The sequence below is a fragment of the Mesorhizobium sp. M0500 genome (genome assembly GCF_040321165.1).
Taxonomy (GTDB): Bacteria; Pseudomonadota; Alphaproteobacteria; order Rhizobiales; family Rhizobiaceae; genus Mesorhizobium.
Genome location: NZ_JAMYRB010000011.1, coordinates 132,438 through 158,939 on the forward strand (window position 1 = coordinate 132,438; position 26,502 = coordinate 158,939).

The window sequence follows — 26,502 nt, forward strand, 5'->3', positions numbered from 1 at the left end:
GAGGAAGCGATGGCGCGCATCGATGTCAATCATATCCGCCACTCCTATCTGCAGAACCCGCGCACGGATGCCGATTTCGCGCTGAAGGAAGTGCACCACACGTTCGAGGATGGCGGCGCTTATGCGCTGCTCGGCCCATCCGGCTGCGGCAAGACCACGCTGCTCAACATCATTTCGGGATTGCTGCATCCCTCGCATGGCCAGCTGCTGTTCAACGGCAGGGACGTGACCAATCTGTCGACCCAAGAGCGCAACATTGCGCAGGTCTTCCAGTTCCCGGTGATCTACGACACGATGACCGTCTACGACAATCTGGCATTCCCGCTGCGCAATCGCGGCGTGCCGGAGGCCGACGTCGACCGCAAGGTGCGCGAGACGCTGGAGATGACCGGGCTGGCCGATATGGCCAAACGAAAGGCGCGCGGACTGACCGCCGACCAGAAGCAGAAAATCTCGCTCGGACGCGGGCTGGTGCGCTCCGACGTCAATGCCATCCTGTTCGACGAGCCTTTGACCGTCATCGACCCGCATATGAAATGGGTGCTGCGCTCGCAGTTGAAGCAGCTTCACCGCCGCTTCGGCTACACCATGGTCTATGTCACGCACGACCAGACCGAGGCGTTGACCTTCGCCGACAGGGTGGTCGTCATGTATGACGGCGAAATCGTGCAGATCGGCACACCGGCGGAGCTGTTCGAGCGCCCGCGCCACACCTTTGTCGGCTATTTCATCGGCTCGCCCGGCATGAATGTCATGCCGGTGGCGATCGACGGCAAGACAGCGAAGCTGGGCTCGCAGCAGATCGAACTGCCGGGCGTGCCCAAGGCGGGCGGCGGCGCCATCGAGCTCGGCATCCGTCCCGAATATGTGCGCCTGGGCAGCCAGGGCATGGCCGTCCGGGTCAGCAAGGTCGAGGACGTCGGCCGCCACAAGGTGGTCCGTGCCAATCTCGAAGGACGCGAGATCGCCGCCGTCATCGGCGAGGACGAGACAGTTCCGGCTGATCCGAAGGTGCGGTTCGACCCGGCCGGCATCAACATCTATGCCGATTCCTGGCGCGTCGAGATGGGAGCCTGAAGTGGAAAAGACCTGGAACAACAGAGCCTGGTTCCTGGTGCTGCCGGTGCTGCTGCTGGTGGCGTTCTCGGCGGTCATACCGCTGATGACGGTCGTCAATTATTCGGTGCAGGACACTTTCGGCAATAACGTCTTCTTCTGGGCCGGCACGGAATGGTTCGAGGAACTGCTTTCCTCCAGCCGCTTCTGGCAGGCGATGATCCGCAACCTTGTCTTCTCCTTCATCATCCTGGCGATCGAAGTGCCGCTCGGCATCTTCATTGCGCTCAATATGCCGAAGAAGGGTTGGGGCGTGCCTGTTTGCCTTGTTTTGATGGCGTTGCCGCTGCTGATCCCGTGGAACGTCGTCGGCACCATCTGGCAGGTGTTCGGGCGCAACGACATTGGCCTGCTCGGCTATTACGTCAACGCGCTCGGCATCGACTATAATTATGTGCAAGACCCATATGACGCCTGGGTCACGGTCATCATCATGGACGTCTGGCATTGGACCAGCCTCGTCGTTCTGCTCTGCTATGCCGGCCTGGTCTCGATCCCGGATGCCTTTTATCAGGCGGCCAAGATCGACGGTGCCTCGCGCTGGGCGGTGTTCCGTTACATCCAGCTGCCGAAGATGAACCGCGTGCTGCTGATCGCCGTGCTGCTGCGCTTTATGGATAGCTTCATGATCTACACCGAACCGTTCGTGGTGACCGGCGGCGGACCCGGCAACTCGACGACCTTTCTTTCGATCGATCTCGTCAAGACGGCGCTCGGCCAGTTCGACCTCGGCCCGGCGGCGGCGATGTCGCTGGTCTACTTCCTTATCGTCCTGTTGTTGTCATGGGTGTTCTACACCGTGATGACCAATTACGACGCGGAGCGCTGAGATGAGCCGCGCTGACGAAAGAGCCGACAGAGTGAGCGAGACGACAGCTTCGGAAGGGCTTGCCAGCACGCTACGGCAGGACGAGATCGCACGGCTGATGCGCCGTCGCGGCGAGGAGTCGCGCTGGTGGTGGATCGTGCCGACGCTCTACATCATCGTTCTGCTTTTGCCGATCTACTGGCTCATCAATATGAGCTTCAAGACCAATGGCGAGATCGTCTCGTCGCTGACGCTCTACCCGCACGCACCGACATTGGCGAATTACCGCACCATCTTCACCGACGCGTCCTGGTACTCTGGCTACATCAACTCGATCACCTATGTGGTTATGAACATGGTGATTTCGGTGGCTGCGGCACTGCCTGCTGCCTATGCCTTTTCGCGCTATCGCTTCCTCGGCGACAAGCATCTGTTCTTCTGGCTGCTGACCAACCGTATGGCGCCGCCGGCGGTGTTCGCGCTGCCATTCTTCCAGCTTTATTCGGCCTTCGGCCTTATCGACACCCACATCGCCGTGGCTCTGGCGCATTGCCTGTTCAACGTGCCGCTGGCGGTGTGGATCCTCGAAGGCTTCATGTCGGGCGTACCCAAGGAGATCGACGAGACCGCCTATATTGACGGCTATTCGTTCCCACGCTTCTTCATCAAGATCTTCATGCCGCTGATTGCGAGCGGCATCGGCGTGGCGTGCTTCTTCTGCTTCATGTTCTCGTGGGTGGAGCTCTTGATCGCCCGTACGCTGACGACAACCGATGCCAAGCCGATCGCCGCGACCATGACCCGCACCGTTTCGGCCGCCGGCATGGATTGGGGGCTGCTCGCCGCAGCCGGCGTGCTGACGCTGATTCCCGGCGCGCTCGTCATCTGGTTTGTGCGCAACTACATCGCCAAGGGCTTTGCCCTGGGGAGGGTATGATGGAGCAGGTCGACAGAAGCCCATGGTGGTGGGCCGTGCTGCTTCTCGCCCTGGTCGTCGTGGCCTGGGTGGCACTTCAAATCGATTTCGTGGCAATAACGGTGGGCTTCAGCGATCCGGCCAATATCCGCCTGTGGGGATTTAACCTCTCGTCCAACCTCGATTTTTCGTGGATGGCCTGGACGTGGCCGACCGCGGCCTTCTTTGGAACCATCTTTCTGCTGCTTTGCGGCATGGCGGCGTGGGAATACGTCTCGCCGGGCGGCAATCCGCGCGTCGGCGTGCTGCGGTTCGAAACGACGCGTGGCGACCGCCTGTTCCTGTCGCTGCTTGGCAGCGCCTTTATCCATCTCGCTTGGCTGGGTCTAGTCGGACCCAATCTGTGGTGGGCTCTCGCTCTCTCCGTGGTCTACGCCGTCGGCGTGTTCCGCTACGTATAGAGGGGGAAACTGTTGGAACGGCGGCGTGCCGGCCGCCGATCCAGATCGCACTTTGAACTTTAACAGTGGAGGAAATACATGCGACGGCAATTCTTGACATCAACAACTGCGCTTGTCCTGTTGCTCGGGGCAAGCAATGCCTATGCCGGAATGGACGAGGCCAAGGCCTTCCTCGATAAGGAAATCGGGCCCCTTTCGACGCTTTCGCGCGCCGACCAGGAAGCCGAGATGCAATGGTTCATCGATGCCGCGAAACCTTTCGCCGGCATGGATATCAAGGTGGTTTCCGAAACCATCGCCACGCATCAGTATGAATCGCAGGTGCTGGCGCCGGCCTTTACGGCCATCACCGGCATCAAGGTTACGCATGACGTCATCCAGGAAGGCGACGTCGTCGAGAAGATCCAGACCCAGATGCAGACCGGCCAGAACCTCTATGACGGCTGGGTCAACGATTCCGATCTGATCGGCACGCACTGGCGCTACCAGCAGGTGCGCAACCTGACCGACTGGATGGCAGGCGACGGCAAGGATGTCACCAACCCGAATCTCGACCTGAAGGATTTCATCGGCACTTCGTTCACCACCGCGCCCGACAAGAAGCTCTACCAGCTTCCCGACCAGCAGTTCGCGAACCTCTACTGGTTCCGGTACGACTGGTTCAACGACGAGAAGAACAAGGCGGACTTCAAGGCCAAATACGGCTACGACCTCGGCGTGCCGGTCAATTGGTCGGCCTATGAGGACATCGCCGAGTTCTTCACCGGGCGTGAGATCGATGGCAAGAAGGTCTACGGCCATATGGATTATGGCAAGAAGGACCCGTCGCTCGGCTGGCGGTTCACCGACGCCTGGCTGTCGATGGCCGGCAATGGCGACAAGGGCATTCCGAACGGTCTGCCCGTCGACGAATGGGGCATCAAGGTCGACGAGAATTCGCGTCCGGTCGGTTCCTGCACGGCGCGCGGCGGCGACACCAATGGCCCGGCTTCTGTCTATGCCATCCAGAAGTACCTCGATTGGCTGAAGGCCTATGCACCGGCGGAAGCCCAAGGCATGACCTTCTCCGAATCGGGGCCAGTTCCGGCGCAGGGCGCGGTTGCCCAGCAGATCTTCTGGTACACCGCCTTCACCGCCAGCATGGTCGACGCCAGCGCCAAGGCGGTGCTGAACGACGACGGCACGCCGAAATGGCGCATGGCGCCGTCGCCGCATGGCGTCTACTGGAAGGACGGCATGAAGCTCGGCTATCAGGACGTCGGTTCCTGGACGCTGATGAAGTCGACGCCGACCGACCGCGCCAAGGCCGCCTGGCTCTACGCGCAGTTCGTCACCTCGAAGACGGTCGACGTGAAGAAGAGCCATGTCGGCCTGACCTTCATCCGCGAGAGCACGATCCACGACAAGAGCTTCACCGAACGTGCGCCAAAGCTCGGCGGCTTGATCGAGTTCTACCGCTCGCCGGCGCGCGTCCAGTGGTCGCCGACCGGCACCAACGTGCCGGACTATCCTAAGCTGGCACAGCTCTGGTGGCAGGCGATCGGCGATGCTTCGTCGGGTGCCAAGAGCGCGCAGGAAGCGATGGACTCGCTCTGCGGCGAGCAGGAAAAGGTGATGAGCCGCATCGAGAAGTCGGGCGTCCAGGGCGATATCGGCCCGAAGATGGCCGAAGAGCATGACCTCGCCTACTGGAATACGGACGCGGTCAAGAAGGGCAATCTCGCTCCTCAGCTCAAGATCGAGAACGAGAAGGAAAAGCCGGTCACCATCAACTACGACGAGCTGGTGAAGAGCTGGCAGCAATAGGACCGTTTGATGCGGGCGTCCGCGCCCGCATCGCCATGCTCAGGGGAGGCGGCATGTTGCCGTCTCCCCTGTTTGCGTGAACGGCTCCGCGCCATCTGGCGTCGAGACATCGTAGCACCTTGAATTCGCTTCGACGGGAGAGAGAATGACCGGATATATCCTTGCAATCGACCAGGGGACGACATCGAGCCGGGCGATCCTGTTCGACGACAAGATGATGGTCGTCGGCAGCGGGCAAAAGGAATTCACGCAATATTATCCGGCCTCCGGCTGGGTCGAGCACGATCCCGAGGAGATCTGGTCGAGTGTCGTGGAAACGGTAGAGGCTGCGCTGAAGACAGCCGGCCGCAATGCGGCGGATGTCGCGGCGATCGGCATCACCAACCAGCGCGAAACCGTCGTCATCTGGGACAAGGAGACCGGCAAGCCGATCCACAACGCGATTGTCTGGCAGGACCGCCGCACCGCGCCGCTGTGCCAGAAATTGAAGAAGCTGGGACTGGAGAAGAAATTCACGAAAAAGACCGGCCTGCTGCTCGATCCGTATTTCTCCGGCACCAAGATCGCCTGGATGCTGGACAAGGTGAAGGGCGCAAGAAAACGCGCCGAGAAGGGCGAGCTGCTGGCCGGCACCATCGACAGTTTCCTGATTTGGCGGCTGACCGGCGGCAAGGTCCACGCCACTGACGCCACCAACGCCTCGCGCACACTGGTCTACAACATCGAACAAAACGCCTGGGACGACGAGCTGCTGGCCATTCTTGGCATACCTGCAAGAATGCTGCCGCAGGTGAAAGATTGTGCCGATGATTTTGGAATCACCGACAAAAGCCTGTTTGGTGCACAGATCAGAATCCTCGGTGTGGCCGGCGACCAGCATGCGGCGGCGATCGGCCAAGCCTGTTTCGAGCCAGGCATGATGAAATCCACCTACGGCACCGGTTGCTTCGCGCTGCTCAACACCGGCAGCGATCTGGTGCGTTCGAAGAACCGGCTTTTGACCACCATCGCCTACAGGCTGAACGGCAAGACCACCTACGCTCTGGAAGGCTCGATCTTTATCGCGGGCGCCGCCGTGCAATGGCTGCGCGACGGCATCAGGGTAATCGGCAAGGCCGAGCATAGCGGCAAATTGGCAGCGGAAGCCGATCCGACGCAGAACGTCTATCTTGTGCCGGCTTTCGTCGGGCTCGGGGCACCGCACTGGGATGCCGGAGCGCGCGGCGCCATCTTCGGGCTGACCCGCAACTCGGGGCCGGCGGAATTTGCCCGCGCGGCACTGGAATCAGTCGCGTTCCAAACACGCGACCTGCTTGACGCCATGCGCAAGGACTGGAAGGCCGCCTCGGCCAAGACCGTGCTCAGGGTCGATGGCGGCATGGTGGCGTCGGACTGGACCATGCAGCGGCTGGCCGACATTCTCGATGCGCCGGTCGACCGGCCGACAATTCTCGAGACGACAGCACTCGGTGCGGCATGGCTGGCCGGCTCGAAGGCCGGTGTCTGGCCGAAGGCGCGGGAATTCGCCAGGAGTTGGGCGCTCGAGCGCCGGTTCAAGCCGGACATGGATGCTTCGACACGTGCGGCCAAGCTGGCCGGTTGGCGCCACGCTGTGCGCAGGACGCTAAGTACGCAATAGGCAGGGATGCCCCGATGCCCCGGGATTCGCACTAATGAAAAACCCGCGCCGTTTCGGGCGCGGGCTTGCAGCCTCTAATCTGGGACTCAGTAAGGCGACCGGCACTGCCGGCGCGGACCGTAGTTGGGCTGGTAAGTGTTGTCAGAAGCGCGATAGCTCCGATAACGGTCATAGCACCACTGCACGTGGGCATCGCCACGATAGACACGATTCTGGTTGACGATCGCGCCGGTAATCAGCGCTCCAGTAGCAAACGCAGCCAGCGGGAACCAGAAATCGCCGTGACGGCGATAGCCGCGACGATATTCGCGATAGCCGCGATGGCCACGCCAGTACATGCCGTCGTCACGCGAAAAATTGCGACGGAAATCGCGACGCGAGAAATCGCGATTGAAATTCCGGTGCCTCCGCCACGGCTCGTACTGGACGGTCTGGACATTCGAGGTGAGCCCCTGGGCCGGGGGCGCATAGCTGGGCTGAGCGTTGACTGGCACGATCTCCGCGGCAGCGAATGAGATCGAAAGAGTGGTCGCCAGCAGGCCCGACATGATCCTATTCATGGTCTTCTCCGTCTTCTCCTTGAAACGCATGTCCCTTATCGCGGGAAACGGGCAGGCTGCGCAAATTGTTCCGCCAAAAATCCCAAGTTGCTGATCCGCAAAGGTTCTTCCGATTTGCTGCTTGCCTTTGTCGGCATAGAGGGCGAGCTTCGGTCTTGCGCGAGAACGAGGCCGTTCCGTCGACGCCGAAGCGCTCCGCACGGCATGATGACACTGCAGGACAGTCCGGTTTGCGAGCCGTCTTTTTCCGGTTGACCGGCAGAGGCACTCTCCCTATGTTCCGCGCAATTTCGAGGGCGGCCTTTCTGAGCCCGCGGGAGCGCGTAGCTCAGCCGGTAGAGCAACTGACTTTTAATCAGTAGGTCATGGGTTCGAATCCCATCGCGCTCACCAAAATCAAAAGTGTCCAACCCGGAGACATAGGTAACAGATTGTACCTAAGACTTGGGTGACAACCTCGTGCCGAACGCATGCAGTGGCTTTAGCCGCCCGCCCCATCGTCCAGCATGGTGCCTGTGAGTGCCTCATAGGCCTTGCTGCACAGCTGAGAACCCGGACAATCCTTCACGATAAGCACTGGCGCCACGGTAAGAACCGCTGCGGCAAGGATTTGTACACCGAGACGGGTAGCGCTTACCTTCCTGCCCAACACACCGGCCAAGAAAAAGTAGAGACCCTGGGCCATGCAGGCTGCCGTCAGAATGCCCAAAAGCGTGCTGGTCGCTCTTGCGAAGGGCGTTATGTAGCCGTCGGGAAAACCCGACATGCCGAGATCCATCGACCATTGCAGCGCCAGTATGACGCTCAGCGCTGACCAGACGAGGGCCGTCGTGCGAGTGAACAGCGTCTGCTTTGGTTTGTTGCTCGGATCGGCCATCGGGATCACGTCGGGATTGCTTGCCGTGACATGCGCAAGCTCTCGGTCAGATCAGTGAGACGTTGCCGCCGGCGTGGCGTTCGAGCCGGCCGGCGAGGTCGAGCTCCAGCAGCACCATGAAGACTTGCGCGGGATGCAGGCCGGTGTGGCGGATGATCTCGTCTACCGCCACCGGCGTCGGGCCGAGCGCCTCGACGACGCGGTCGCGGTCGTCCTCGCGCGGCGGCGGCGTTGCCGAAAAGTCGGGCGGCTCCTCAAGCGGCGATGTCCTTGGGGCCCAGGCGCCGACCAGCGGGGCGATCGCACTGGTGATATCGGCGGCCTCGGTGACAAGGGTTGCGCCATCCTTGAGCAGGCCATTGGCGCCGGCAGCGCGCGGATCGAGCGGCGAACCGGGAACGGCAAAGACCAGCCGGCCCATCTCGCCGGCAAGCCGGGCGCTGATCAGTGAGCCGGAGCGCTGTGCGGCCTCGACCACCACCAATCCCAATGCAGCACCGGCGACGAGCCGGTTGCGGCGCGGAAAATCCTGTGCGCGCGGCTGCCAGCCAAACGGCATTTCGGAAATGATGGCGCCGCCGCGCTCGGCGATCTCGTCGCACAGGCCGGCATTTTCGGGCGGGTAGGGCAAATCGAGGCCGCCGGCGAGCACGCCGATTGTGCCAGTCGCAAGGCTGCCCTGGTGCGCGGCCGTATCGATGCCGCGCGCCAGGCCGGAGACGATGCCATAGCCGTCGCGGCCGAGATCCGCCGCCAGCATCCGCGCCATCTTGATGCCGGCCAGCGATGCGTTGCGAGCGCCGACGATGGCGACCGCTGGCAAGCGGAACACCGCGCTATTGCCCCTGACCGCGAGCAGCGGCGGCGGATGATCCATGCTTTTCATCAGCGGCGGATAATCCGCTTCGCCGATGCCGACGAAGCGGGCGCCAGCCCGCCGGGCGGTCTCCAGCTCCGCCTCGGCCTCGGCAATGGACGGGATGCGGACGATTTTTTTGGCGCCACCCGAAATCATCAGCTCGGGCAGCATCGATAGCGCTGCTTCGGCCGAACCGAACCGGTTGATCAGGTCGCGAAAGGAAGCCGGGCCGACATTCGGCGTGCGGATCAGACGAAGCCAGCTCAGCCGCTGCCGGTCGCTGAGGCGCGGCCCGGCGTCGGGCTCGCTCACTCCTTGGCCCCGATCTTACCCTCGGTGCCGGCAAGCAGCCGCGCAATGTTGGCGCGGTGCTTTACGATGACGATTAGGCTCATCGCCGCGAAAAGCCCGGCAATCTGCGGCGTGCTCAGGAAATACAGCGCCATGGGCACCACGACTGCTGCCGTCAATGCCGCAAGCGAGGAGAAGCGGAACAGGAAGGCCACCGCCAGCCAGACGACGGCGAAGATCAGCGCCGCCTGCCAGGCAAGGCCGATCAGCACGCCAAGGTAAGTGGCGACACCCTTGCCCCCCTTGAAGCCGAGCCAGACCGGAAAGAGATGACCTAAAAACGCGCCGAAGCCGGCCCAAAGTCCGAGCTCGGGCGCAAAGCGACCTGCGATCAGCACCGCCGCGGTGCCTTTAAGGGCGTCGAGCAGAAGCGTGGCCGCGGCCAAGCTCTTGTTGCCGGTGCGCAGCACATTGGTGGCGCCGATGTTGCCGGAGCCGATGTTGCGCACGTCGCCGAGGCCGGCGGCACGGGTGATCAGCAGGCCAAACGGGATCGAGCCGAGAAGATAGCCGAACACCAATGCCAAGACGGGACTGTAAGCCATTGTTCCCCCGAACTTTCCTTGGCTGAGCGGATTTTAAGCCGTGACGCCTGTTTTCGTCCTAGGCCGAAAACACTGTGCGGCCCGCCACCATCGTTTGCAAGACCTTGCCTTGCAGTCGAGCGCCTTCGAAACAGGTGTTTTTCGAGCGTGAGCGGATGCCGCTCTCGCTGACGACCCATGGCTCGTCCAGATCGACGAGCGAAAGGTCGGCCAATGCCCCCGGTTTCAGCGTGCCGCCGGGCAGGCCGAACAATCTTGCCGGCGCGGTCGACAGTGTCTCGACCAGCCGGAGCAGCGTCACGTCGCCATTGTGATAGAGCCGCAGCGCTGCGCCTAGCAGGGTTTCCAGGCCGATGGCGCCGGCCGCGGCATCGGCAAAGGGCAGGCGCTTGGTGTCGACGTCCTGCGGGTCGTGCGAGGAGACGATGAGATCGATGGTGCCGTCCTTGATCGCTTCGATCATCGCCAGCCGGTCTTCCTCCGCACGCAGCGGCGGCGTCAGCCGGAAGAAGGTGCGGTACTCGCCGACATCATTCTCGTTGAGCGACAGATTGTGGATCGACACGCCTGATGTGACATTGGCGCCATCGGCTTTCGCGCGCGCTACCGCGTTTGCCGCCATAGCCGTCGAAATCTTGGCAGCGTGATAGGCGCCGCCGGTCAGGCGAGCCAACGCGAGATCGCGCTCCAGGGGGATCGATTCGGCTTCGCGCGGAATGCCGGCAAGGCCAAGCCAGCTTGCGTAAAGGCCTTCGTTCATCACGCCGGCCGAAGCGAGGTCGGCGTCTTGTGTTTCATGCGCGATGACGCCACCGAAATCGCGCGCATAGGTCAGCGCGCGGCGCATCACCAGCGCGCTGGCAATCGAATGCCGGCCATCGGTGAAGGCGACCGCGCCGGCCTCGCGCAGCAGGCCGAATTCGGTCATTTCGCGGCCTTCCAGCCCCTTGGTGATCGCTGCTGCCGGCAAGATGTTGACGATTGCGGTGTCCTTGGCGGTGCGCAGCACGAACTCGACCAGTGCGACATTGTCGATCACCGGGTCGGTATCGGGCATCATGACGATTGAGGTGACGCCGCCGGCCGCCGCAGCGATGCTCGCCGAAGCAATGGTCTCCCGGTGTTCGCCGCCGGGTTCGCCGATGAAGACGCGCGCGTCGATCAATCCAGGGATGATAGTCTTGCCGGCGCAGTCGATGATGGTGGCGCCTTCGGGCGCGCCCTGATTCAAAGCCGCCTTGCCGGCGGCAACGATTTTGCGGCCTTCGACGATGACGGTGCCGACCTCATCGATGCCGCGCGACGGGTCGACGATGTGGGCCCGGCTGAAGACCGTTATGCTCATCAGGCGCGGCCCTCGTGGTTTCGACGGGGGTCGAGCAGCGCTTCCATAACCGCCATGCGCACGGCGACGCCCATCTCAACCTGTTCCTGGATAACGCTTTGCGGGCCGTCGGCGATCTCGGAGGCGATCTCGACGCCGCGGTTCATCGGGCCGGGATGCATGACCAGCGCACCGTCCTTGGCCGCCTTCAGCTTCTCCGCGTCGAGGCCGAAATAGCGGAAATATTCGCGTACCGACGGTACGAAAGCGCCTTCCATGCGTTCGCGCTGCAGGCGCAGCATCATCACCACGTCGGCGTCCTTCAGACCCTCGGCCATGGAACGGGTGACGATGACGCCCATCTTCTCGATGCCGGCGGGCAAAAGCGTCGAAGGGGCGACGACCCTGACCTGGGCACCAAGCGCGTTGAGCAGGATGATGTTGGACCGGGCCACGCGCGAATGCAGGATGTCGCCGCAGATCGCCACGATCAGCTTCGGCAACGGACCCTTGACGCGGCGGATGGTCAGTGCGTCGAGCAGCGCCTGGGTAGGGTGCTCATGGGCGCCGTCGCCGGCATTGACCACCGAACAGCCGACTTTTTGGGCGAGAAGTGCTGCCGCGCCGGCCGATTGATGGCGGATGATCAATATGTCGGGACGCATGGCATTCAGCGTCATCGCCGTATCGATCAGCGTCTCGCCCTTTTTCACCGACGAACTCGCTACGGACATGTTCATGACGTCGGCGCCGAGCCGTTTGCCGGCCAGCTCGAATGACGATTGCGTACGGGTCGAGGCTTCGTAGAAGAGATTGATCTGGGTGCGGCCGCGCAGCGTCGATGTCTTCTTGTCCGACTGCCGCGAGATGGCAACGGCCCTGTCCGCCCGGTCGAGCAGAAGCTCGATGTCGGCAGGGGAAAGATCGCGGATGCCCAGAAGATGGCGGTGGGGATAAAGCGGCAGGGACGATGCGTCGGTCATCTCAAGTCGCTGCTATAGGGGGGAGGCTCCGCGGCTGCAAGCACCGGCTTGGGATTGGATTGGTTCTCCCCGGTATTTTCGTCGCGCGCCGCTGGCCATAGGCTATAAACCGCCTTGGCTTTGGATTCGCAGCCTTCAGGTGATAAGGACGAAGCGTGACTGACGACGTGACCAACCAGCCGCCGCCGCTGGCCGGCGGCAACGCCTGGCGGGGCGATCCGTTGCTGATCCAGCTTGCCGAGCGCTTTTCCGATCCGGTGCGCAAGGACCTCGACGGGCTTGGCCGTTTCGTTCTGACCCATGAGGCGCAGGAACTGGCCCGTCTTGCCAATGTCGAGATGCCGAAGCTCAGGACCCATGACCGCCAGGGCCGGCGCATCGACCAGGTCGAGTTCCATCCCGCCTATCACGCGCTCATGCGCCGCTCTGTTGCCAACGGGCTGCATTCGTCGGTCTGGGAGAATGGCGACGCCGAGATCGGCCGCCGCCACCAGGTGCGCGCTGCACGCTTTTACCTCACGGCTGAGCTCGAGACCGGACATCTCTGCCCGATCACCATGACCAGCGCTTCGCTGGCAGCGCTGATGGCCAGCCCGAAGCTGTTTCGCGAATGGGCGCCTCGGGTGACGACGCGCAAATACGATCAAAGCCAAAAGCCTCCGGTCGAAAAAGCCGGGCTGACGCTCGGCATGGGCATGACCGAGAAGCAAGGCGGCACCGATGTCCGTGCCAACGTCACCAGGGCCGAGCGCGCCGGCAGCGGGTTTTATCGCCTGACCGGCCACAAATGGTTCATGTCGGCGCCGATGTCGGATGCCTTCCTGGTGCTCGGACAGGTGCCGGAGGGACTGTCGTGCTTTCTCGTTCCCCGCCTGCTCGGCGACGGATCCGGCAACGGCTTCCGTTTTCAACGGCTGAAGGACAAGCTCGGCAACCGATCCAATGCCTCGTCGGAGGTGGAATTCGTCAATGCCATCGGCGAGATGGTCGGCGAGCCCGGCGCGGGCGTGAAGACGATCATGGACATGGTGACCCTGACGCGGCTCGACTGTGCCGTCGCCTCATCGGCGATCATGCGGGCCGGACTGGCCGAGGCCGTCCACCACACGCGCCACCGCAAGGTGTTTGGAACCAATCTGATCGAGCAGCCGCTGATGCAGCGTGTGCTGGCCGATATGGCGCTCGACGTTGCCGCCGCTACCGCGCTGTCGTTCCGGCTGGCGCGCTCCTTCGACGAGGCGGCCGGCGACCGCGGCGAGGCGGCCTTCGCGCGCGCCATGACGCCGGTCGTCAAATACTGGGTCTGCAAGATTGCGCCGCCGCTGCTCTATGAAGCGATGGAGTGCCTCGGCGGCAATGGCTATGTCGAGGAGGGGCCGCTCGCCCGCTACTATCGCGAAGCTCCGGTCAACGCGATCTGGGAGGGATCCGGCAACGTCATGGCGCTCGATGTGCTACGTGTGCTGGGGCGTGCACCCGGCCTGTTCGATGACGTGCTGGCCGGCATCGACCGCGATCTCGGCGCCGGCGGACGCGGCACCGTCGGCGTGCTCAAGGCGGCAATGCAGGTCGCTGCAACCGACGAGGGCTCGGCGCGGCTCTTGACCGAGCAATTGGCATTGTCGGCGGCGGCAGCAGAGCTTCGCAGGCTGGGGGCAGGGCGGATCGCCGACGCCTTCGTCGAAACGCGCCTCGCCGGCCAGTGGCGCAATACCTATGGCATGATCGATTCCCGCCATGATGCGCGCATGATCATCGATACGCTCTACCCGCCGATCAACTAAGGGCCGTCGCCCAATTCGCTGCCGCTCTCGCGACCCTGTGGATGGCCGTTAACCTTAACGAATGGTTTCCATTGCGGCGGCCGGTGGCAAAGCCCAGTGTTATGGTTAAGGCAAGGATTGTTCAGCTTGAGCGGCTTTGCCCTGCGAAGCAGGAGCGTCATGCGGCATATTCTGAGCTCTTTTCTGGCATTGCATTGGGCGGCCGTTTTCGCCCTGCTGGCGTTCATTTGCATCGACGGGAATCGAGGCGTGGCGACGGCCCTTGGCGTACTGGGCGTTCCCGTCCAGAACACTCGATTTGCCGATCTCGAAAACGCCGTCGTTGTGGCGCCGCTCGCCGTGGCACTGCTTGTCGTCGCGGTGCTGTTCTGCTGGGCCTTTGTTGAAGCACTGACCAGCGACAGGACCAACCCGGATCCCGCCGATAGCGTCATGCGAATCGCCTTCATTTCCGCCTTGGGCGTGCTGTCGCTGATCGTCATCGGCGGCGCCGCGCACGGCATCAATGGGCTGTTCATGATTGTCGCGGTGCAATTGGCGGCACTTCTGGCGTCCTATGTCGCGATGCTCGCGGAGCGGCGGTCGACCGTTGCCGCGGCAGTTCCAGGGACCGGCGAAATCCGAGCGGCCGCGCATGTCATGGCCAAGGCAGCGGCGCATAATTCCTCGCTTGCCCGCATTTCCGGCCGGCTGGATTCGAGGGATGACCGCTGATGCGCACCTTGTTCGCGCTGTGGGCGGCTCCGCTCCTCTTGTTTTGGGGCTGGTTCTTTCTGTCGCTCAACGACATCAATTTCGGCTATGTCATCCTGAGCCGCCAATTACACGATCTCGTCTTCCAGCTCTATGGACAGATGCTCGGCGTTGATCCGGCGCTTATTCCGGGCATGGTGGCGAAAGCTTGCGTGTTCGATGGGCTGCTGCTGGTGGCGTTCTGGGCATTTCGCCGCCGCAAGGCGATTGGTGGCTGGATCACGGCGATGCGCAACCGCTATTTCGACCAGGCATCGACGCCGAGCGCCTGAAGCCGGTCGAGAACACCTTGGAGGATAAAAGCGGCCGCCGCAGAATCGATCTTGCCGGCGCGTTTCTTGCGGGAAAAATCCATCTCGATCAGCGTCCGCTCGGCCGCCACCGTCGACAGCCGTTCGTCCCAAAAGAGGAAGGGCAGATCGGTCAATCCAGCCATATTGCGCACGAAAGCGCGGGATTTTTGGGCGCGCGGGCCTTCGGAGCCGTCCATGTTGATGGGGAGGCCGATCACCACGGCGCCGGCATTTTCCTTCTGTAGCAGAGCGAGCAGCACTGCGGCATCGAGCGAGAATTTCCTGCGCATGATGACGGGGCGCGGGTGGGCGAACGACAAGCCGCGGTCGGAAACCGCCATGCCGATTGTCTTGTCGCCGAGGTCGAGACCGGCCAGGGTCTTGCCGCCGCCGAGCCGGGCCGGCAACTCCTCGATGGTGATGATGCCCAACGGCTTTTCCTTTGACCGCGACGCCGCACGTCCTATACGCGCAAAGCGTGCGCGGCACTTTAATTTCGCCGTCGGCGTTCTATCCTCTACCGAAGCAAAAATCGAGGAAAGCATTGATGAAACTGACCTGGTACGGACATTCGGCATTCCGAATCGAAATCGAAGGCGCGAAAATCCTCATCGACCCCTATCTGGTCGGCAATCCGTCATGGACAGGCGGCTGGGAAGGGCCGGCCGAAGGGGTCACGCACGTGTTGCTCACCCATGGCCACAGCGACCACATCAGCGGCGCCATCGAAGTGCTCAAGAAGAGCGGCGCGATGCTGGTCGCCAATTTCGAGATTTGCATGTACCTGGTCGGCAAGGGCGTCGGTGACAAGCAGATCAATCCCGGCAATATCGGCGGCACCGTCGATTGCGGCGGCTTCACCACCACCTTCGTTCAGGCTCTGCATTCATCGTCCTTTCCGGGCGAGGGTGGCCAGAATACCTATCTCGGCAATCCGGGTGGGCTCGTCCTGCACTTTCCCGAGGACAAGACGCTTTATCATATGGGCGACACCGACATTTTTTCCGACATGGCGCTGATCAACGAGTTGCACGAACCGAAGATCGGCATCGTGCCGATCGGCGACCGCTTCACCATGGGTGGCGCGGTAGCAGCCCTTGCCTGCCAGCGTTTCTTCAAGTTCGAGACGGTCGTTCCTGCTCACTTCGGCACATTTCCGATGATCGATCAGACCGCCGACAAATTCGTGGCCGGGCTGGATGGATCGGGTGTGAAAGTTGCGTTGCCGAAGATCGGCGAGACGATTACGGTGTAAAGAAAGCCGGTCCGGAACGATACGATGCGCTTGAGAAATTCTCTTTGCATTTCCATGCTGGTTGCCGCGTCGCCGACGCTGGCCGCGGAAAATTTCATCGAGGGCGTCTATCTGCAATCGGAGGACCTCTGCGCGCAGGCCAAAAAGGATACGCTGCAGACGGTGATCGAGGGCGGCAATATCGTGCTGTCGGCAAATGGCCTGGAAAGCATCGAATATAATTGTGAATTCCTGCAGATCACCAAAGCGACACGCTCACCAAGCTGGGCGGTGACCGCTATATGCCAGGAGCCGGGCTACGTCTTTCCCGATGTTCTCTCACTGACACAGATGAGCCCGAAGCAGATCGACCTGGTATCGGTTCGGCCTGCCGCCGACGAAGGCGAGCAGAGCGGCAACGGCGGCAGTTATTTCCTCTGCGACGGCGTGGCGATGCCATAGGGCAGTTGATGGCACGATGCATGTTGCGCGGCACGCGCCGCGCCGCTATAGCGCTGGTTTTCCCCGAGGCACAAACATGTCCGTTGATATAAAAACCGTGAAGCGCGTCGCGCATCTTGCCCGTATTGCGGTGAGCGAGGAGGATGCAGAGCGCATGACCGGCGAATTGAACGCCATTTTGGGCTTTGTCGAGCAGTTGAACGAGGTCGATGTTTCCGGCGTCGAGCCGATGACCTCGGTCACGCCGATGGCAATGAAAAAGCGCCAGGACGTCGTCACCGACGGCGGCAAGGCAGCCGACATCGTCGCCAATGCACCGGCGACCGAAGAGAATTTCTTCCTTGTGCCGAAGGTCGTGGAGTAGCAGGCTGATGGCAATCGACATCGCGGCTGAGACGCCGCTGCAGGACGATGTGCGTGGGCTGGTCGAGGAGCTCAACGCCACATTGCTGGAGCTGACGCCGCCGGAGCATTGCTACCATTTGACGGTCGAGCAGATGGCGGACCGTGACACGACCGTCTTCATCGCCCGCGACAACGGCCTTGCCATCGGTTGCGGCGCACTGAAGCGCCACGATGCTGTCGTAGGCGAGGTCAAGCGCATGTATACGCGACCTTCGCATCGCGGCCACAAGATCGGCGCGAAGATTGTCGAGCGTATCGAGGCGCTGGCGCGCCAAGAAGGGCTTAAGCGTCTGGTGCTGGAGACGGGCGACCGTCATCCCGCCGCCTGGACCGTCTACGAACGCGCCGGTTTTTCGCGTTGCGGCCCGGTACTGGATTATCCCGATTCCGAGTGGTCGGTGTTTTACGAAAAGAGCCTTGCCTGATGAGCGACCTTACCCAGCTGACGATTTCGCAGGCCCGCGCCAAATTGCGTTCCAGGGAGATCACCGCCACCGAAATCACCGAGGCTTATCTATCGGCGGTCGAGCGAGCCAATCCGGCGCTCAATGCCTACGTGGTGGTCACCGATGACAAGGCGCGCGACATGGCCAAGGCCTCCGACGCGAAACTGGCCAAGGGCGAGGGCGGGTCGCTCGAGGGTATCCCGCTCGGCATCAAGGATTTGTTCGGCACCGAAGGTGTCCACACCCAGGCCTGCAGCCATGTGCTGGATGGCTTCAAGCCGCGCTATGAATCGACTATCACCGCCAATCTTTGGGCGGATGGCGCCGTCATGCTCGGCAAGCTCAACATGGACGAGTTCGCCATGGGCTCGTCCAACGAGACTTCGTATTACGGGCCGGTCATCAACCCGTGGCGGCGTTCGCGCCTCGACACGGTGGTAATGCCGACGACGCATCAGGGCGAGGGTGGCTTCGTTTCGGCGGGCGGCACCAGGACCGCGCGCACGTTGGACAATGCCCAACTGGTGCCGGGCGGTTCGTCCGGAGGCTCCGCATCAGCGGTCTCGGCCTTCCTGTGCGCCGGCGCCACCGCCACCGACACCGGCGGCTCGATCCGCCAGCCCGCCGCCTTCACTGGCACAGTTGGCATCAAGCCGACCTATGGCCGCTGTTCGCGCTGGGGCATCGTTGCCTTCGCCTCGTCGCTCGACCAGGCCGGGCCGATCGCGCGCGACGTACGCGACGCCGCGATCCTGTTGAAGTCGATGGCTTCGGTCGACCCGAAGGACACGACGTCCGTCGACCTGCCGGTGCCGGACTACGAGGCGGCGATCGGCCGCCCGATCAGGGGCATGAAGGTCGGCATTCCCAAGGAATATCGTGTCGACGACATGCCCGCGGAGATTGAGGCGCTGTGGCAGAAAGGCATTGCCTGGCTGCGGGATGCTGGTGCCGAGATCGTCGATATCTCGCTGCCGCACACCAAATATGCGCTGCCGGCCTATTACATCGTGGCGCCGGCCGAAGCCTCGTCCAACCTCGCCCGTTACGACGGCGTCCGCTATGGCTTGCGCGTGCCCGGCAAGGACATTGTCGATATGTATGAAAAGACCCGCGCCGCCGGCTTCGGGCGGGAGGTCAAGCGCCGTATCATGATCGGCACCTATGTGCTTTCCGCCGGCTACTACGATGCCTACTATCTACAGGCGCAGAAGGTTCGAACCCTGATCAAGCGTGACTTCGAAAATGTGTTTGCCGCAGGCGTCGACGTCATCCTGACGCCGGCAACGCCTTCCGCCGCCTTCGGCATCGCCGACGAGGACATGGCCGCCGACCCGGTCAAGATGTATCTCAACGACATCTTTACGGTGACGGTGAACATGGCCGGCCTGCCCGGCATAGCGGTTCCGGCCGGGCTCGACGCCAAGGGGCTGCCGCTCGGCCTGCAGCTGATCGGCCGGCCCTTCGACGAGGAAACGCTGTTCCAGACCGCCCATGTCATCGAACAGGCGGCGGGCACATTTCAGCCGGAAAAATGGTGGTAGGATCGTTTCTCATCTTGAGGGGGTGAGGGATGTTCTTCTATGTCTCCAAGGTTCTCGGGTTCTTCGTCGAGCCGTTGAATCTCGCGATCTTCCTGCTGCTGGCGGGGCTGATCGCGGCGATGTTCGGGCGGCGACGGTTGGCGACCGCCGGCAGCGCTCTTGCCTTCCTCATTCTGGCGGTTTCGATATGGAGCCCGCTCGGCCCCATGATGCTCAATCGGCTGGAGGAACGCTTCCCCAGGCCACCGCTGCCGGAAAAGGTTGACGGTATCATAGTGCTTGGCGGCAGTCTGGATGGCGCCGTCAATCTGGTGCGTGGCGGCTATGAAATGAACTCCAGCGGCGACCGGATGGTCGAGGCGGTCGTGCTGGCGCGGCGCTTTCCGACAGCGAAAGTCGTTATCTCCGGTGGCAGCATCGAAACGTTCCGCGGCGGCGAAGGCGATGCAGATACCGCGCCGCGTCTTTTTGCCGCATTCGGCGTGGCGGCCGATCGGCTGATCCTCGAGAACAAATCCCGCAGCACCTACGAGAACGCTGTCTTTACCAGGGAACTGGTGACGCCGAAACCGGGCGAGACCTGGTTGCTGGTGACCTCGGCCTTCCACATGCCACGCGCCAAGGCGCTGTACGACAAAGCCGGCTTTTCGACCGTTCCGTGGCCGGTCGACTATCGCACTTCCGGCAAGGAAAGCATCGGCACCTTGCCTTATCCCGGCGACTGGCTGGAGGTCACCACTGTTGCGATCCGCGAATGGATAGGGCTCACCGCCTATTGGCTGTCGGGGCGCATCGATCGGCCTTTCCCCGGACCGGGCGGCTGACCGAGCACCGCCTGCCGCGCCGCCGAGAAAAACTGGCGGCGCACCAGTACCGCCAGAAGCAGCAGCGTCGATAGCACGAAGACGGTGGGATCGACGAACCAACCAAGATAGCCGATCGAGAAGAACACGCCGCGCAGGCCCGAATTGAAATGCTTTCCGGCCAGCATGTTCATGCGCGCGGCACGCCACACCGCCGTTTCGGTGACCGGATTGCGCGACGCCTCGCCATGTGGAATCGGCACGGCGCCGATCAGGATCGAGCAATAGTTGAACAGCCGGTAAGCCCAGCCGAACTTGAAGAAGGAAAAGGCCAGGATCAGCACCAGCCCGAACACCTTCGTCTGGAAGGCCGCGCGTGAGGACGTGGCGCCAAACGGCAGGTCGCTCAGCACGGTCAGAACCTGATTGGAGGCGCCGAGCAGGGCAAAACAGCCGCCGATCGCAATCAGCGAACTGGAGGCAAAGAAGGCAGTCCCCTGTTGCAGCCCGCTCATGATAGCGGTGTCGACGATGCGGATCTCCCGTTCGGCCATGGTCCGCATCCAGGCCTCGCGCTGCGCGTTCATAGCCCTCGTCAGCGACACGCGGCTGACCAGCATTCCGTCCGCGGCGAGCGTATGCAGCACCCACGCGGCAAGGAAGAACCCCAGCGCCGCAAGGTCGGCCATCGATAGATGAAAGGAATCGCTCATGCGTTGCTTTTACCACAGGCGGAGGGGGCGCTTCGATGGTCGAAGCTGGAATGTCGCTGCCGGAGCAAACGAGGTCGGCAGGCGCAGCGCGGCGGTCTTTAAAACAGCGGAAAACATCATGGGAATTCCTATATGTAGACCTCAACAGGGTCCCAGGAGAAAACGCCCACGTGTTCCTTTCGGTTTTCGACTTGTTCAAGATCGGCATCGGCCCATCGAGTTCGCACACGATGGGGCCGATGACGGCCGCGCGGCGGTTTCTCGACGAGATTGCGGGAGACGACTGGCCGCGCCCGGCCGGCGCCAAGGTCGACCGGATCGCGGCCAGCCTGCATGGCTCGCTCGCCTATACCGGCATCGGCCATGGCTCCGATCGTGCCGTGGTGCTCGGCCTCGCCGGCCAGACGCCGCAGACGGTGGATCCCGACCTAGCAGACGGCATCGTCGCTCGCATCGCCGCCGAGAAGCGGATTTCGCCGCCCGGCCATCCGTCCTACCGTTTCGACCCGGCAACGGATCTTGTGCTGGATCGCAAGACGCCGCTGCCGGGTCACGCCAACGGCATGGCCTTCTCTGCCCATGATGCCGGCGACCGGTTGCTGCTGAGGCGCGTCTATTATTCGATCGGCGGCGGCTTCGTAGTGTCCGAGGAAGAACTGCAGCGGATGAAAGCAAGGGGCTCGGCGACAACCGAAGGCAAGAAGGTTCCGTATCCGTTCAAGAACGCCGTCGAAATGCTGTCCATGGCAGCGAAAAGCGGGCTTTCCATTGCCGAGATGAAGCGCGTCAACGAGGAGACGCAGATGTCGCGCGGGGAGCTCGACGCCGGCCTCGACGGCATCTGGAGCGCCATGAAGGGCTGCATCGAGCGCGGCCTGTCGCAAGACGGCATCATGCCGGGCGGACTCAAGGTGCGCCGCCGTGCCCGGATGCTGCACGACAAGCTGCAGGAGCAATGGCAGCAGAACCGGCCCAACCCGCTGCTCGCCAACGACTGGCTGTCGATCTATGCGATGGCGGTCAATGAGGAGAACGCTGCCGGCGGCCGTGTCGTCACCGCGCCAACCAATGGGGCGGCCGGCACTCTGCCCGCAGTGCTGCGCTACTGGTTGCATTTCCATCCCGAAGCCGACCAGCCCAGCATCCGCGATTTCCTGCTGACGGCGGCGGCGGTCGGCGGCATCATCAAAACCAATGCTTCGATCTCGGGGGCGGAAGTCGGCTGCCAGGGCGAGGTCGGTTCGGCTTCGGCAATGGCTGCGGCGGGATTGTGCGCCGTCATGGGCGGCACGCCCGAGCAGGTCGAGAATGCTGCCGAGATCGCGCTGGAACATCATCTCGGCATGACCTGCGATCCGGTCGGCGGCCTGGTGCAGGTGCCGTGTATCGAGCGCAACGCGCTTGGTGCCGTCAAGGCGGTGACCGCCGCTTCGCTGGCCATCAAGGGCGACGGCGTTCATTTCGTGCCGCTCGATGCCGCGATCGAGACGATGCGCCAGACCGGTCTCGACATGAACGAAAAGTACAAGGAAACCAGCCTTGGCGGATTGGCCGTCAATGTCGTGGAGTGTTGAGCGCCAATCTGGCGGCATGGACCACCACTGTGGAGAAGTCGATCAGGCCGTTGACGCGTTCGCGTGCTGGACTAAACCTTAAACGATGTCTCTCAATCTCATAAAGCTTTGCGTCGGCTGTGACAGCGTCGAGGATCTGGAAGAGTGGATTGCCTTCCGTCTCGACGAGCCGCGCCGCGCCGGCGAACCGGCCGAGCACTACCACACCACCCGCATGGTGCCGACGCGTGGCGCCGAGATTACCGGCGGCGGCTCGCTCTACTGGGTGATCAAGGGCAATGTCCAATGCCGCCAGCTGATCACCGAAATCCGGCCCTTCACCGATGACGAGGGCATCGGCCGTTGCCATCTGATCCTCGATCCCGAGGTCGTGCGCACTGACTGGCAACCGCGCCGTGCATTCCAGGGGTGGCGCTACCTGAAGCCGGCGGACGCGCCGGCCGATCTCGGCAAGGGCAAAGCCGGGCTGATCGAGATGCCGCCGAAGCTCAGGCGTGAGCTTGCCGATCTCGGCCTGCTCTGACGCCAAGAAACGCAACGCCAAGACCACCAGCCGAAGCGTTGTCCGCAGGTGCCATCATCACCGGTCCTCCAGGTCGCCTCATCTGGGCTTGCAAGCCGGGGAACAACGCCACATCTTGAATGTCATGAGCGACAAGAAGCAGCCCGTGTCTGCAAAGGCCAATCCTGCGCCGGTCGAGTCTCAATCGAGCACCGGCGAGATCGACGCGTTTCTCCGTCAGGCAAGGACGCTCGCTGCATCCGCCACCGGTTCAGGTAGGCTGATCCTGTCCCTCGACGCGACGATGAGCCGCCAGCCGACCTGGGATCTCGCCTGTGCGCTGCAGGCCGAGATGTTCGACGCCGTCGGCAAGGCCGGGGCGCTCAAGGTTCAACTTGTCTATTTTCGCGGCCTTGGCGAGTGCCGCTCGTCCGCATTCGTCACCGATACCGAAGCTCTGAAACAGCTGATGACGCGCATCGACTGCCGCAGCGGCCATACCCAGATCGGCAAGGTGCTCGCCCATGCGCTGAAACAGACGGCGGCGGCCAAGGTCAACGCGCTGGTCTATATCGGCGACGCGATGGAAGAAAACATAGATGATCTGGCCGAAAAGGCCGGCAGCCTCGGTCTGCACGGCGTTCCTGTCTTCGTCTTTCAGGAGGGCCATGATGCCGCTGCGGAAAAGGCGTTCAAGGAAATTGCGCGGCTGTCGAAAGGGGCCTGGTTCCGGTTCGATCGGCGGGCTGCCGCGACGTTGGCCGGCCTGCTTTCGTCTGTCGCCGTGTTTGCGACCGGCGGGCTGAAAGCACTGGAGGCCCGGGGCAGGCCGGAGGATCGGCTGATGATCGAGCATATGCGGGGCGGCGGAAACTGATGGGCGCGATTATCGCTTTCGTAGCATTGCTTCTGGTGTTTCTCGGCACGGTCACTGTCTTCCTGCGCGCCGATCCGGCGAAGCTTGCAGGCGGCATGAGGACGCTTGGACCTGTGCTGCTCGGGCTGGTCGGCGTCGCCGTGCTGCTGGTCGGGCGCGAGGGCATCGGCGGCTTGATCCTGTCGGCTGCGCTCGCCTGGTACGGCTCCATGCGCATGAATCGGCCGGCGGCAAAACTGGCACCAGGCAAGCGTTCCACAGTTCGTACGGCGGCGCTTGAGATGGAACTCGATCACGATACCGGCGGCCTCGAAGGCCTTGTGCTGGCTGGGCGCCATGAAGGCAAGATGCTTGGCTCGATGGGGCTTGCCGAATTGCAGCAACTCTATCGCGAACTCTCCGGCGATCCGGAGAGCCGCCAATTGCTAGAGACGTATCTTGACGGCAGATTTCCCATCTGGCGCAAAGACGCTGATGCGAATGGTGGCGAAGGGCTGGGTGTTGCGCCAGGTTCTGGCGCCATGACTAAGGAGGAGGCCTACAAGATCCTTGGTCTTGAAGCGGGGGCTGCCGCGGCGGATGTCCGCAAGGCGCACCGCCGCCTGATGCAGCGCCTGCACCCCGATATCGGTGGCACGTCTTTCCTGGCGGCGCGGATCAATGAAGCCAAGGACGTCTTGCTCTCCAATCACAACTAGTCTCCTTCGACGCAGAACTTCGGGAAAGATATCGTTTCGCGCGCCGCTTACTGCTGGACGGCGTAGCACTCGATCTTCTTCTTTTTCAAAGCGTTGCAGGCTTTCCAGGCAGCCGTCTTCGAACCGAAACCACCGAACCGGGCGCGGTAGTAGGTGACACCGTCCTTGTCGAAGGCGACGGTGAAACCGGAGGCATCGGTCAGAACGGAGGGCGCCTGCTTCGTCGCCTTGTCGAGGAAAGCCTTCGCTTCGGCCTGTTTTGGCGAAGAGGCGACCTGTATTGCCCAGCCGGATGGCACCGACGCCGTGCTGACCGGATCGACCTCTGCCGCCGGTTCGGCATAGGCTGCGGCGACCCGGGCTGTCGCCACGTCGTCCACCGTCGACACAGCCGTCGTCTTGACCCTCTTGGCCTGAACGACCGGAGCGGTCTCTTCAACGACGGGCGCATTTTCCTCGACAAGAGAGGCAACGGCATCGTCGTCCGGCTTACTGTCCGGTGTCGGCACGTCATGCTTCGGTAGAAGCACCTTGGCCAAGGCTGAAATCGGATTGCCGCCGGCCTTGGCAACCAGCACGCCGCCGCCGCGCGACGACGCCTGCGGCATGTAGGCATTGATCAACCCGGCCATCTGGCTGTCGCGGCTGCCGCCGGACCTGCCGCCCATGACCACCGCTACGATGCGCCGATCGCCATCCGAGACCGAGGAGACCAGATTGTAACCGGAGGCGCGGGTGTAACCGGTCTTGATGCCGTCGACGCCCTTGATGCGTCCGAGCAGACGATTGTGGCCGTTGATGCGCTGCCGCCCGTAAAGAAAGGAGCGCTGCGAGAAATAGCCGTAATATTGCGGGAAATGCTCTCTCAGGGCGATGCCGAGCATCGCCATGTCGCGCGCGGTCGTGAACTGGCCGGGATCAGGCAAGCCGTTGGCGTTGCGGAAAACGGTTCCCCTCATGCCCAGCGCCCGCGCCTTGGCGGTCATCATGCGGGCGAAATTGGCTTCGTTGCCGCCGAGCATCTCGCCAAGCGCTGTTGCGGAATCGTTTGCCGATTTGGTCACCATCGACAGGATCGCGGTCTCGACCGTGACCGAGCCGCCCCGCTTGACGCCGAGCTTCGTCGGCGGTTCGGCAGCGGCATTGGCCGAGAACACGACCGGGGAATTCTTGCTGATCCTGCCCTTCGCCAACGCCTCGAACGTCAGATAGAGCGTCATCATCTTGGTAAGCGACGCCGGATAGCGCCGGCCATCGGCGTCCGACGAATAAAGCACCTTGCCGGTCTTGGCATCGATGACGATGGCCGCCGACTTGGCCGCCATGGATGAGGCCGCGTCCGCGACGACGAAGCTCATCGCCATGGCGAGGATCATGATCGTTTTGAGGGGGGACGCGGATTTGGAAACGAAGCCCGACAACGCCTTACGCACTGATAGTTCCTTTGAATTTCCGTTGCCTTGGAGGCGGCAAAGGGTCCTGCCTCACCTCCGGCCACGCTAACGCGGACAGCGTTACCAATCCGTTTATGGTAACCGCCGCGTTCACCATTTTCTGTGGGATTGAGCTTCTCTTTATTCGAATCTTAGCGATTGCCGGCAGCTCACGATCCGCATTGCCGCGGGAATCTTGACTTTTGTGCACTGCACAATATATTTACACGCATTGCACAACGCGGCCCGGACAAGCCGCGTCTATCGTCCAAGGCAACCGTTCAAGGGAATGCGTGAAATGACCCAGACCTATGAAGATTTCAGCAAATACGGCAAGGAATTTGCGGACACCGGATTGAAAAGCTTCGCCTCGCTGTCCAAGGGTGCGCAGGCTATCGCCGCCGAGGCGGGCGAGTACACCAAGAAAAGCTTCGAAGCCGGCAGCGCCGCTGTTGAGAAGCTCTTTTCCGCCAAGTCGCTGGACAAGGCGATCGATATCCAGTCCGACTATGCCAAGCAGTCCTATGAGAGCTTCGTCACCGAAGCCACCAAGCTTGGCGATCTCTATGCCGAACTCGCCAAGGAAGCCTACAAGCCGTTCGAATCGATCGTCGCCAAGGCGAAGTAAATTCGACGAACATTCCGAGCCGGCCCCTGGGCTTGCAAAGACAGACCCGGTCGCGAACGCGCGGCCGGGTTTTTTCATGCCAGCTCGAAATCGGGGGCCTGCGGTCTT

Annotated in this window: 29 protein-coding genes and 1 tRNA gene; 21 read left to right on the top strand and 9 right to left on the bottom strand. The window is 62.5% G+C overall.

What is annotated here, in order from left to right; all coding sequences use genetic code 11:
• The first annotated feature begins 9 nt into the window (after window positions 1-9).
• The 6 genes from NKI70_RS20510 to glpK all read left to right on the top strand — a co-directional run bounded on the left by NKI70_RS20510 (window position 10) and on the right by glpK (window position 6,746).
• On the top strand, window positions 10-1,077 hold the full coding sequence (locus NKI70_RS20510; protein WP_352455722.1) for an ABC transporter ATP-binding protein: 1,068 nt from the start codon (window positions 10-12) through the stop codon (window positions 1,075-1,077).
• Between the two features lies 1 nt (window position 1,078).
• A complete protein-coding gene (locus NKI70_RS20515; RefSeq protein WP_023674893.1) occupies window positions 1,079-1,945 on the top strand; it encodes a carbohydrate ABC transporter permease in 867 nt (288 codons plus the stop codon).
• Window position 1,946: 1 nt separating this feature from the next.
• Window positions 1,947-2,861, top strand: a complete 915-nt coding sequence (locus NKI70_RS20520) for a carbohydrate ABC transporter permease (protein WP_352523506.1) — start codon at window positions 1,947-1,949, stop codon at window positions 2,859-2,861.
• Window positions 2,862-3,034: 173 nt separating this feature from the next.
• Window positions 3,035-3,301, top strand: coding sequence for a DUF2160 domain-containing protein (locus tag NKI70_RS20525; protein WP_031211283.1), 267 nt, complete (start codon window positions 3,035-3,037; stop codon window positions 3,299-3,301).
• Between the two features lie 78 nt (window positions 3,302-3,379).
• On the top strand, window positions 3,380-5,107 hold the full coding sequence (locus tag NKI70_RS20530) for an ABC transporter substrate-binding protein (RefSeq protein WP_352646485.1): 1,728 nt from the start codon (window positions 3,380-3,382) through the stop codon (window positions 5,105-5,107).
• A gap of 145 nt (window positions 5,108-5,252) precedes the next feature.
• Window positions 5,253-6,746, top strand: coding sequence for a glycerol kinase GlpK (glpK, locus tag NKI70_RS20535; protein ID WP_352724861.1), 1,494 nt, complete (start codon window positions 5,253-5,255; stop codon window positions 6,744-6,746).
• Between the two features lie 86 nt (window positions 6,747-6,832).
• On the opposite strand, the gene NKI70_RS20540 is transcribed toward glpK, so the two are convergent.
• Window positions 6,833-7,306: a BA14K family protein gene (locus tag NKI70_RS20540; RefSeq protein ID WP_023674898.1), complete on the bottom strand. Its 474-nt coding sequence runs from the start codon at window positions 7,304-7,306 to the stop codon at window positions 6,833-6,835.
• Window positions 7,307-7,623: 317 nt separating this feature from the next.
• On the opposite strand from NKI70_RS20540, the gene NKI70_RS20545 reads away from it, so the two are divergent.
• Window positions 7,624-7,699, top strand: a tRNA-Lys gene (locus NKI70_RS20545).
• Window positions 7,700-7,787: 88 nt separating this feature from the next.
• Here NKI70_RS20545 and NKI70_RS20550 read toward each other — a convergent pair.
• The 5 genes from NKI70_RS20550 to NKI70_RS20570 are packed head-to-tail and all read right to left on the bottom strand — an operon-like array spanning window position 7,788 to window position 12,245.
• Window positions 7,788-8,183 (bottom strand): hypothetical protein, encoded by a 396-nt coding sequence (locus NKI70_RS20550; RefSeq protein WP_352646487.1) that lies wholly within the window; start codon window positions 8,181-8,183, stop codon window positions 7,788-7,790.
• Between the two features lie 46 nt (window positions 8,184-8,229).
• Window positions 8,230-9,354, bottom strand: a complete 1,125-nt coding sequence (gene dprA, locus NKI70_RS20555) for a DNA-processing protein DprA (protein ID WP_352540581.1) — start codon at window positions 9,352-9,354, stop codon at window positions 8,230-8,232.
• Window positions 9,351-9,938, bottom strand: coding sequence for a glycerol-3-phosphate 1-O-acyltransferase PlsY (gene plsY / locus NKI70_RS20560; protein ID WP_352455728.1), 588 nt, complete (start codon window positions 9,936-9,938; stop codon window positions 9,351-9,353). The genes dprA and plsY overlap by 4 nt, the downstream gene beginning before the upstream one ends.
• A gap of 58 nt (window positions 9,939-9,996) precedes the next feature.
• Complete coding sequence (locus NKI70_RS20565) at window positions 9,997-11,283, bottom strand: dihydroorotase (RefSeq protein ID WP_352455729.1); 1,287 nt, start codon at window positions 11,281-11,283, stop codon at window positions 9,997-9,999.
• On the bottom strand, window positions 11,283-12,245 hold the full coding sequence (locus NKI70_RS20570) for an aspartate carbamoyltransferase catalytic subunit (protein WP_023674903.1): 963 nt from the start codon (window positions 12,243-12,245) through the stop codon (window positions 11,283-11,285). The genes NKI70_RS20565 and NKI70_RS20570 overlap by 1 nt, the downstream gene beginning before the upstream one ends.
• Window positions 12,246-12,400: 155 nt before the next feature.
• On the opposite strand from NKI70_RS20570, the gene NKI70_RS20575 reads away from it, so the two are divergent.
• From NKI70_RS20575 to NKI70_RS20585, 3 genes are all read left to right on the top strand, one after another.
• Complete coding sequence (locus NKI70_RS20575) at window positions 12,401-14,029, top strand: DNA alkylation response protein (protein WP_352455730.1); 1,629 nt, start codon at window positions 12,401-12,403, stop codon at window positions 14,027-14,029.
• A gap of 159 nt (window positions 14,030-14,188) precedes the next feature.
• Window positions 14,189-14,743, top strand: coding sequence for a hypothetical protein (locus NKI70_RS20580; protein WP_352697693.1), 555 nt, complete (start codon window positions 14,189-14,191; stop codon window positions 14,741-14,743).
• Window positions 14,743-15,054 carry a DUF6105 family protein gene (locus tag NKI70_RS20585; protein WP_352448794.1) on the top strand — a complete coding sequence of 104 codons (312 nt, stop codon included), beginning with the start codon at window positions 14,743-14,745 and terminating at the stop codon, window positions 15,052-15,054. Before NKI70_RS20580 ends, NKI70_RS20585 begins: the two co-directional genes overlap by 1 nt.
• Here the strand turns inward: NKI70_RS20585 and ruvX are convergent.
• Window positions 15,021-15,506 carry a Holliday junction resolvase RuvX gene (gene ruvX / locus NKI70_RS20590; RefSeq protein WP_352448795.1) on the bottom strand — a complete coding sequence of 162 codons (486 nt, stop codon included), beginning with the start codon at window positions 15,504-15,506 and terminating at the stop codon, window positions 15,021-15,023. The genes NKI70_RS20585 and ruvX overlap by 34 nt on opposite strands.
• Window positions 15,507-15,622: 116 nt before the next feature.
• Between ruvX and NKI70_RS20595 the strand changes: the two genes are divergently transcribed.
• From NKI70_RS20595 to NKI70_RS20620, 6 genes are all read left to right on the top strand, one after another.
• A complete protein-coding gene (locus tag NKI70_RS20595) occupies window positions 15,623-16,330 on the top strand; it encodes a metal-dependent hydrolase (protein ID WP_352697691.1) in 708 nt (235 codons plus the stop codon).
• A gap of 24 nt (window positions 16,331-16,354) precedes the next feature.
• Window positions 16,355-16,771: a hypothetical protein gene (locus tag NKI70_RS20600; RefSeq protein WP_352471669.1), complete on the top strand. Its 417-nt coding sequence runs from the start codon at window positions 16,355-16,357 to the stop codon at window positions 16,769-16,771.
• A gap of 76 nt (window positions 16,772-16,847) precedes the next feature.
• Window positions 16,848-17,135, top strand: coding sequence for an Asp-tRNA(Asn)/Glu-tRNA(Gln) amidotransferase subunit GatC (gene gatC, locus NKI70_RS20605; protein ID WP_023674910.1), 288 nt, complete (start codon window positions 16,848-16,850; stop codon window positions 17,133-17,135).
• A 7-nt stretch (window positions 17,136-17,142) separates the two neighbouring features.
• Window positions 17,143-17,601 (top strand): GNAT family N-acetyltransferase, encoded by a 459-nt coding sequence (locus NKI70_RS20610; RefSeq protein WP_352448798.1) that lies wholly within the window; start codon window positions 17,143-17,145, stop codon window positions 17,599-17,601.
• The gene (locus tag NKI70_RS20615) at window positions 17,601-19,166 is read left to right on the top strand and encodes an amidase (protein ID WP_352697689.1); all 1,566 of its coding nucleotides are present in this window, start codon (window positions 17,601-17,603) and stop codon (window positions 19,164-19,166) included. Before NKI70_RS20610 ends, NKI70_RS20615 begins: the two co-directional genes overlap by 1 nt.
• 29 nt (window positions 19,167-19,195) lie before the next feature.
• A complete protein-coding gene (locus NKI70_RS20620; RefSeq protein ID WP_352697687.1) occupies window positions 19,196-19,990 on the top strand; it encodes a YdcF family protein in 795 nt (264 codons plus the stop codon).
• Here the strand turns inward: NKI70_RS20620 and NKI70_RS20625 are convergent.
• The gene (locus NKI70_RS20625; protein ID WP_352697685.1) at window positions 19,939-20,682 is read right to left on the bottom strand and encodes a DUF599 domain-containing protein; all 744 of its coding nucleotides are present in this window, start codon (window positions 20,680-20,682) and stop codon (window positions 19,939-19,941) included. The two genes, NKI70_RS20620 and NKI70_RS20625, sit on opposite strands and share 52 nt — an antisense overlap.
• Before the next feature lie 170 nt (window positions 20,683-20,852).
• Between NKI70_RS20625 and NKI70_RS20630 the strand changes: the two genes are divergently transcribed.
• The 4 genes from NKI70_RS20630 to NKI70_RS20645 all read left to right on the top strand — a co-directional run bounded on the left by NKI70_RS20630 (window position 20,853) and on the right by NKI70_RS20645 (window position 24,333).
• Window positions 20,853-22,256 carry an L-serine ammonia-lyase gene (locus NKI70_RS20630; protein WP_352448802.1) on the top strand — a complete coding sequence of 468 codons (1,404 nt, stop codon included), beginning with the start codon at window positions 20,853-20,855 and terminating at the stop codon, window positions 22,254-22,256.
• Between the two features lie 85 nt (window positions 22,257-22,341).
• Window positions 22,342-22,779, top strand: a complete 438-nt coding sequence (locus tag NKI70_RS20635; protein WP_352697684.1) for a DUF1489 family protein — start codon at window positions 22,342-22,344, stop codon at window positions 22,777-22,779.
• Window positions 22,780-22,903: 124 nt separating this feature from the next.
• Complete coding sequence (locus tag NKI70_RS20640; protein ID WP_352593453.1) at window positions 22,904-23,635, top strand: vWA domain-containing protein; 732 nt, start codon at window positions 22,904-22,906, stop codon at window positions 23,633-23,635.
• Window positions 23,635-24,333: a DnaJ domain-containing protein gene (locus tag NKI70_RS20645; protein WP_352593451.1), complete on the top strand. Its 699-nt coding sequence runs from the start codon at window positions 23,635-23,637 to the stop codon at window positions 24,331-24,333. The genes NKI70_RS20640 and NKI70_RS20645 overlap by 1 nt, the downstream gene beginning before the upstream one ends.
• A 47-nt stretch (window positions 24,334-24,380) precedes the next feature.
• Here NKI70_RS20645 and NKI70_RS20650 read toward each other — a convergent pair whose 3' ends face one another.
• Window positions 24,381-25,766: a D-alanyl-D-alanine carboxypeptidase gene (locus NKI70_RS20650; protein ID WP_352697682.1), complete on the bottom strand. Its 1,386-nt coding sequence runs from the start codon at window positions 25,764-25,766 to the stop codon at window positions 24,381-24,383.
• Window positions 25,767-26,064: 298 nt separating this feature from the next.
• Here NKI70_RS20650 and NKI70_RS20655 point away from each other — a divergent pair, with 298 nt between their 5' ends.
• Window positions 26,065-26,394 carry a phasin family protein gene (locus NKI70_RS20655; protein ID WP_352471661.1) on the top strand — a complete coding sequence of 110 codons (330 nt, stop codon included), beginning with the start codon at window positions 26,065-26,067 and terminating at the stop codon, window positions 26,392-26,394.
• Window positions 26,395-26,502: the final 108 nt, after the last annotated feature.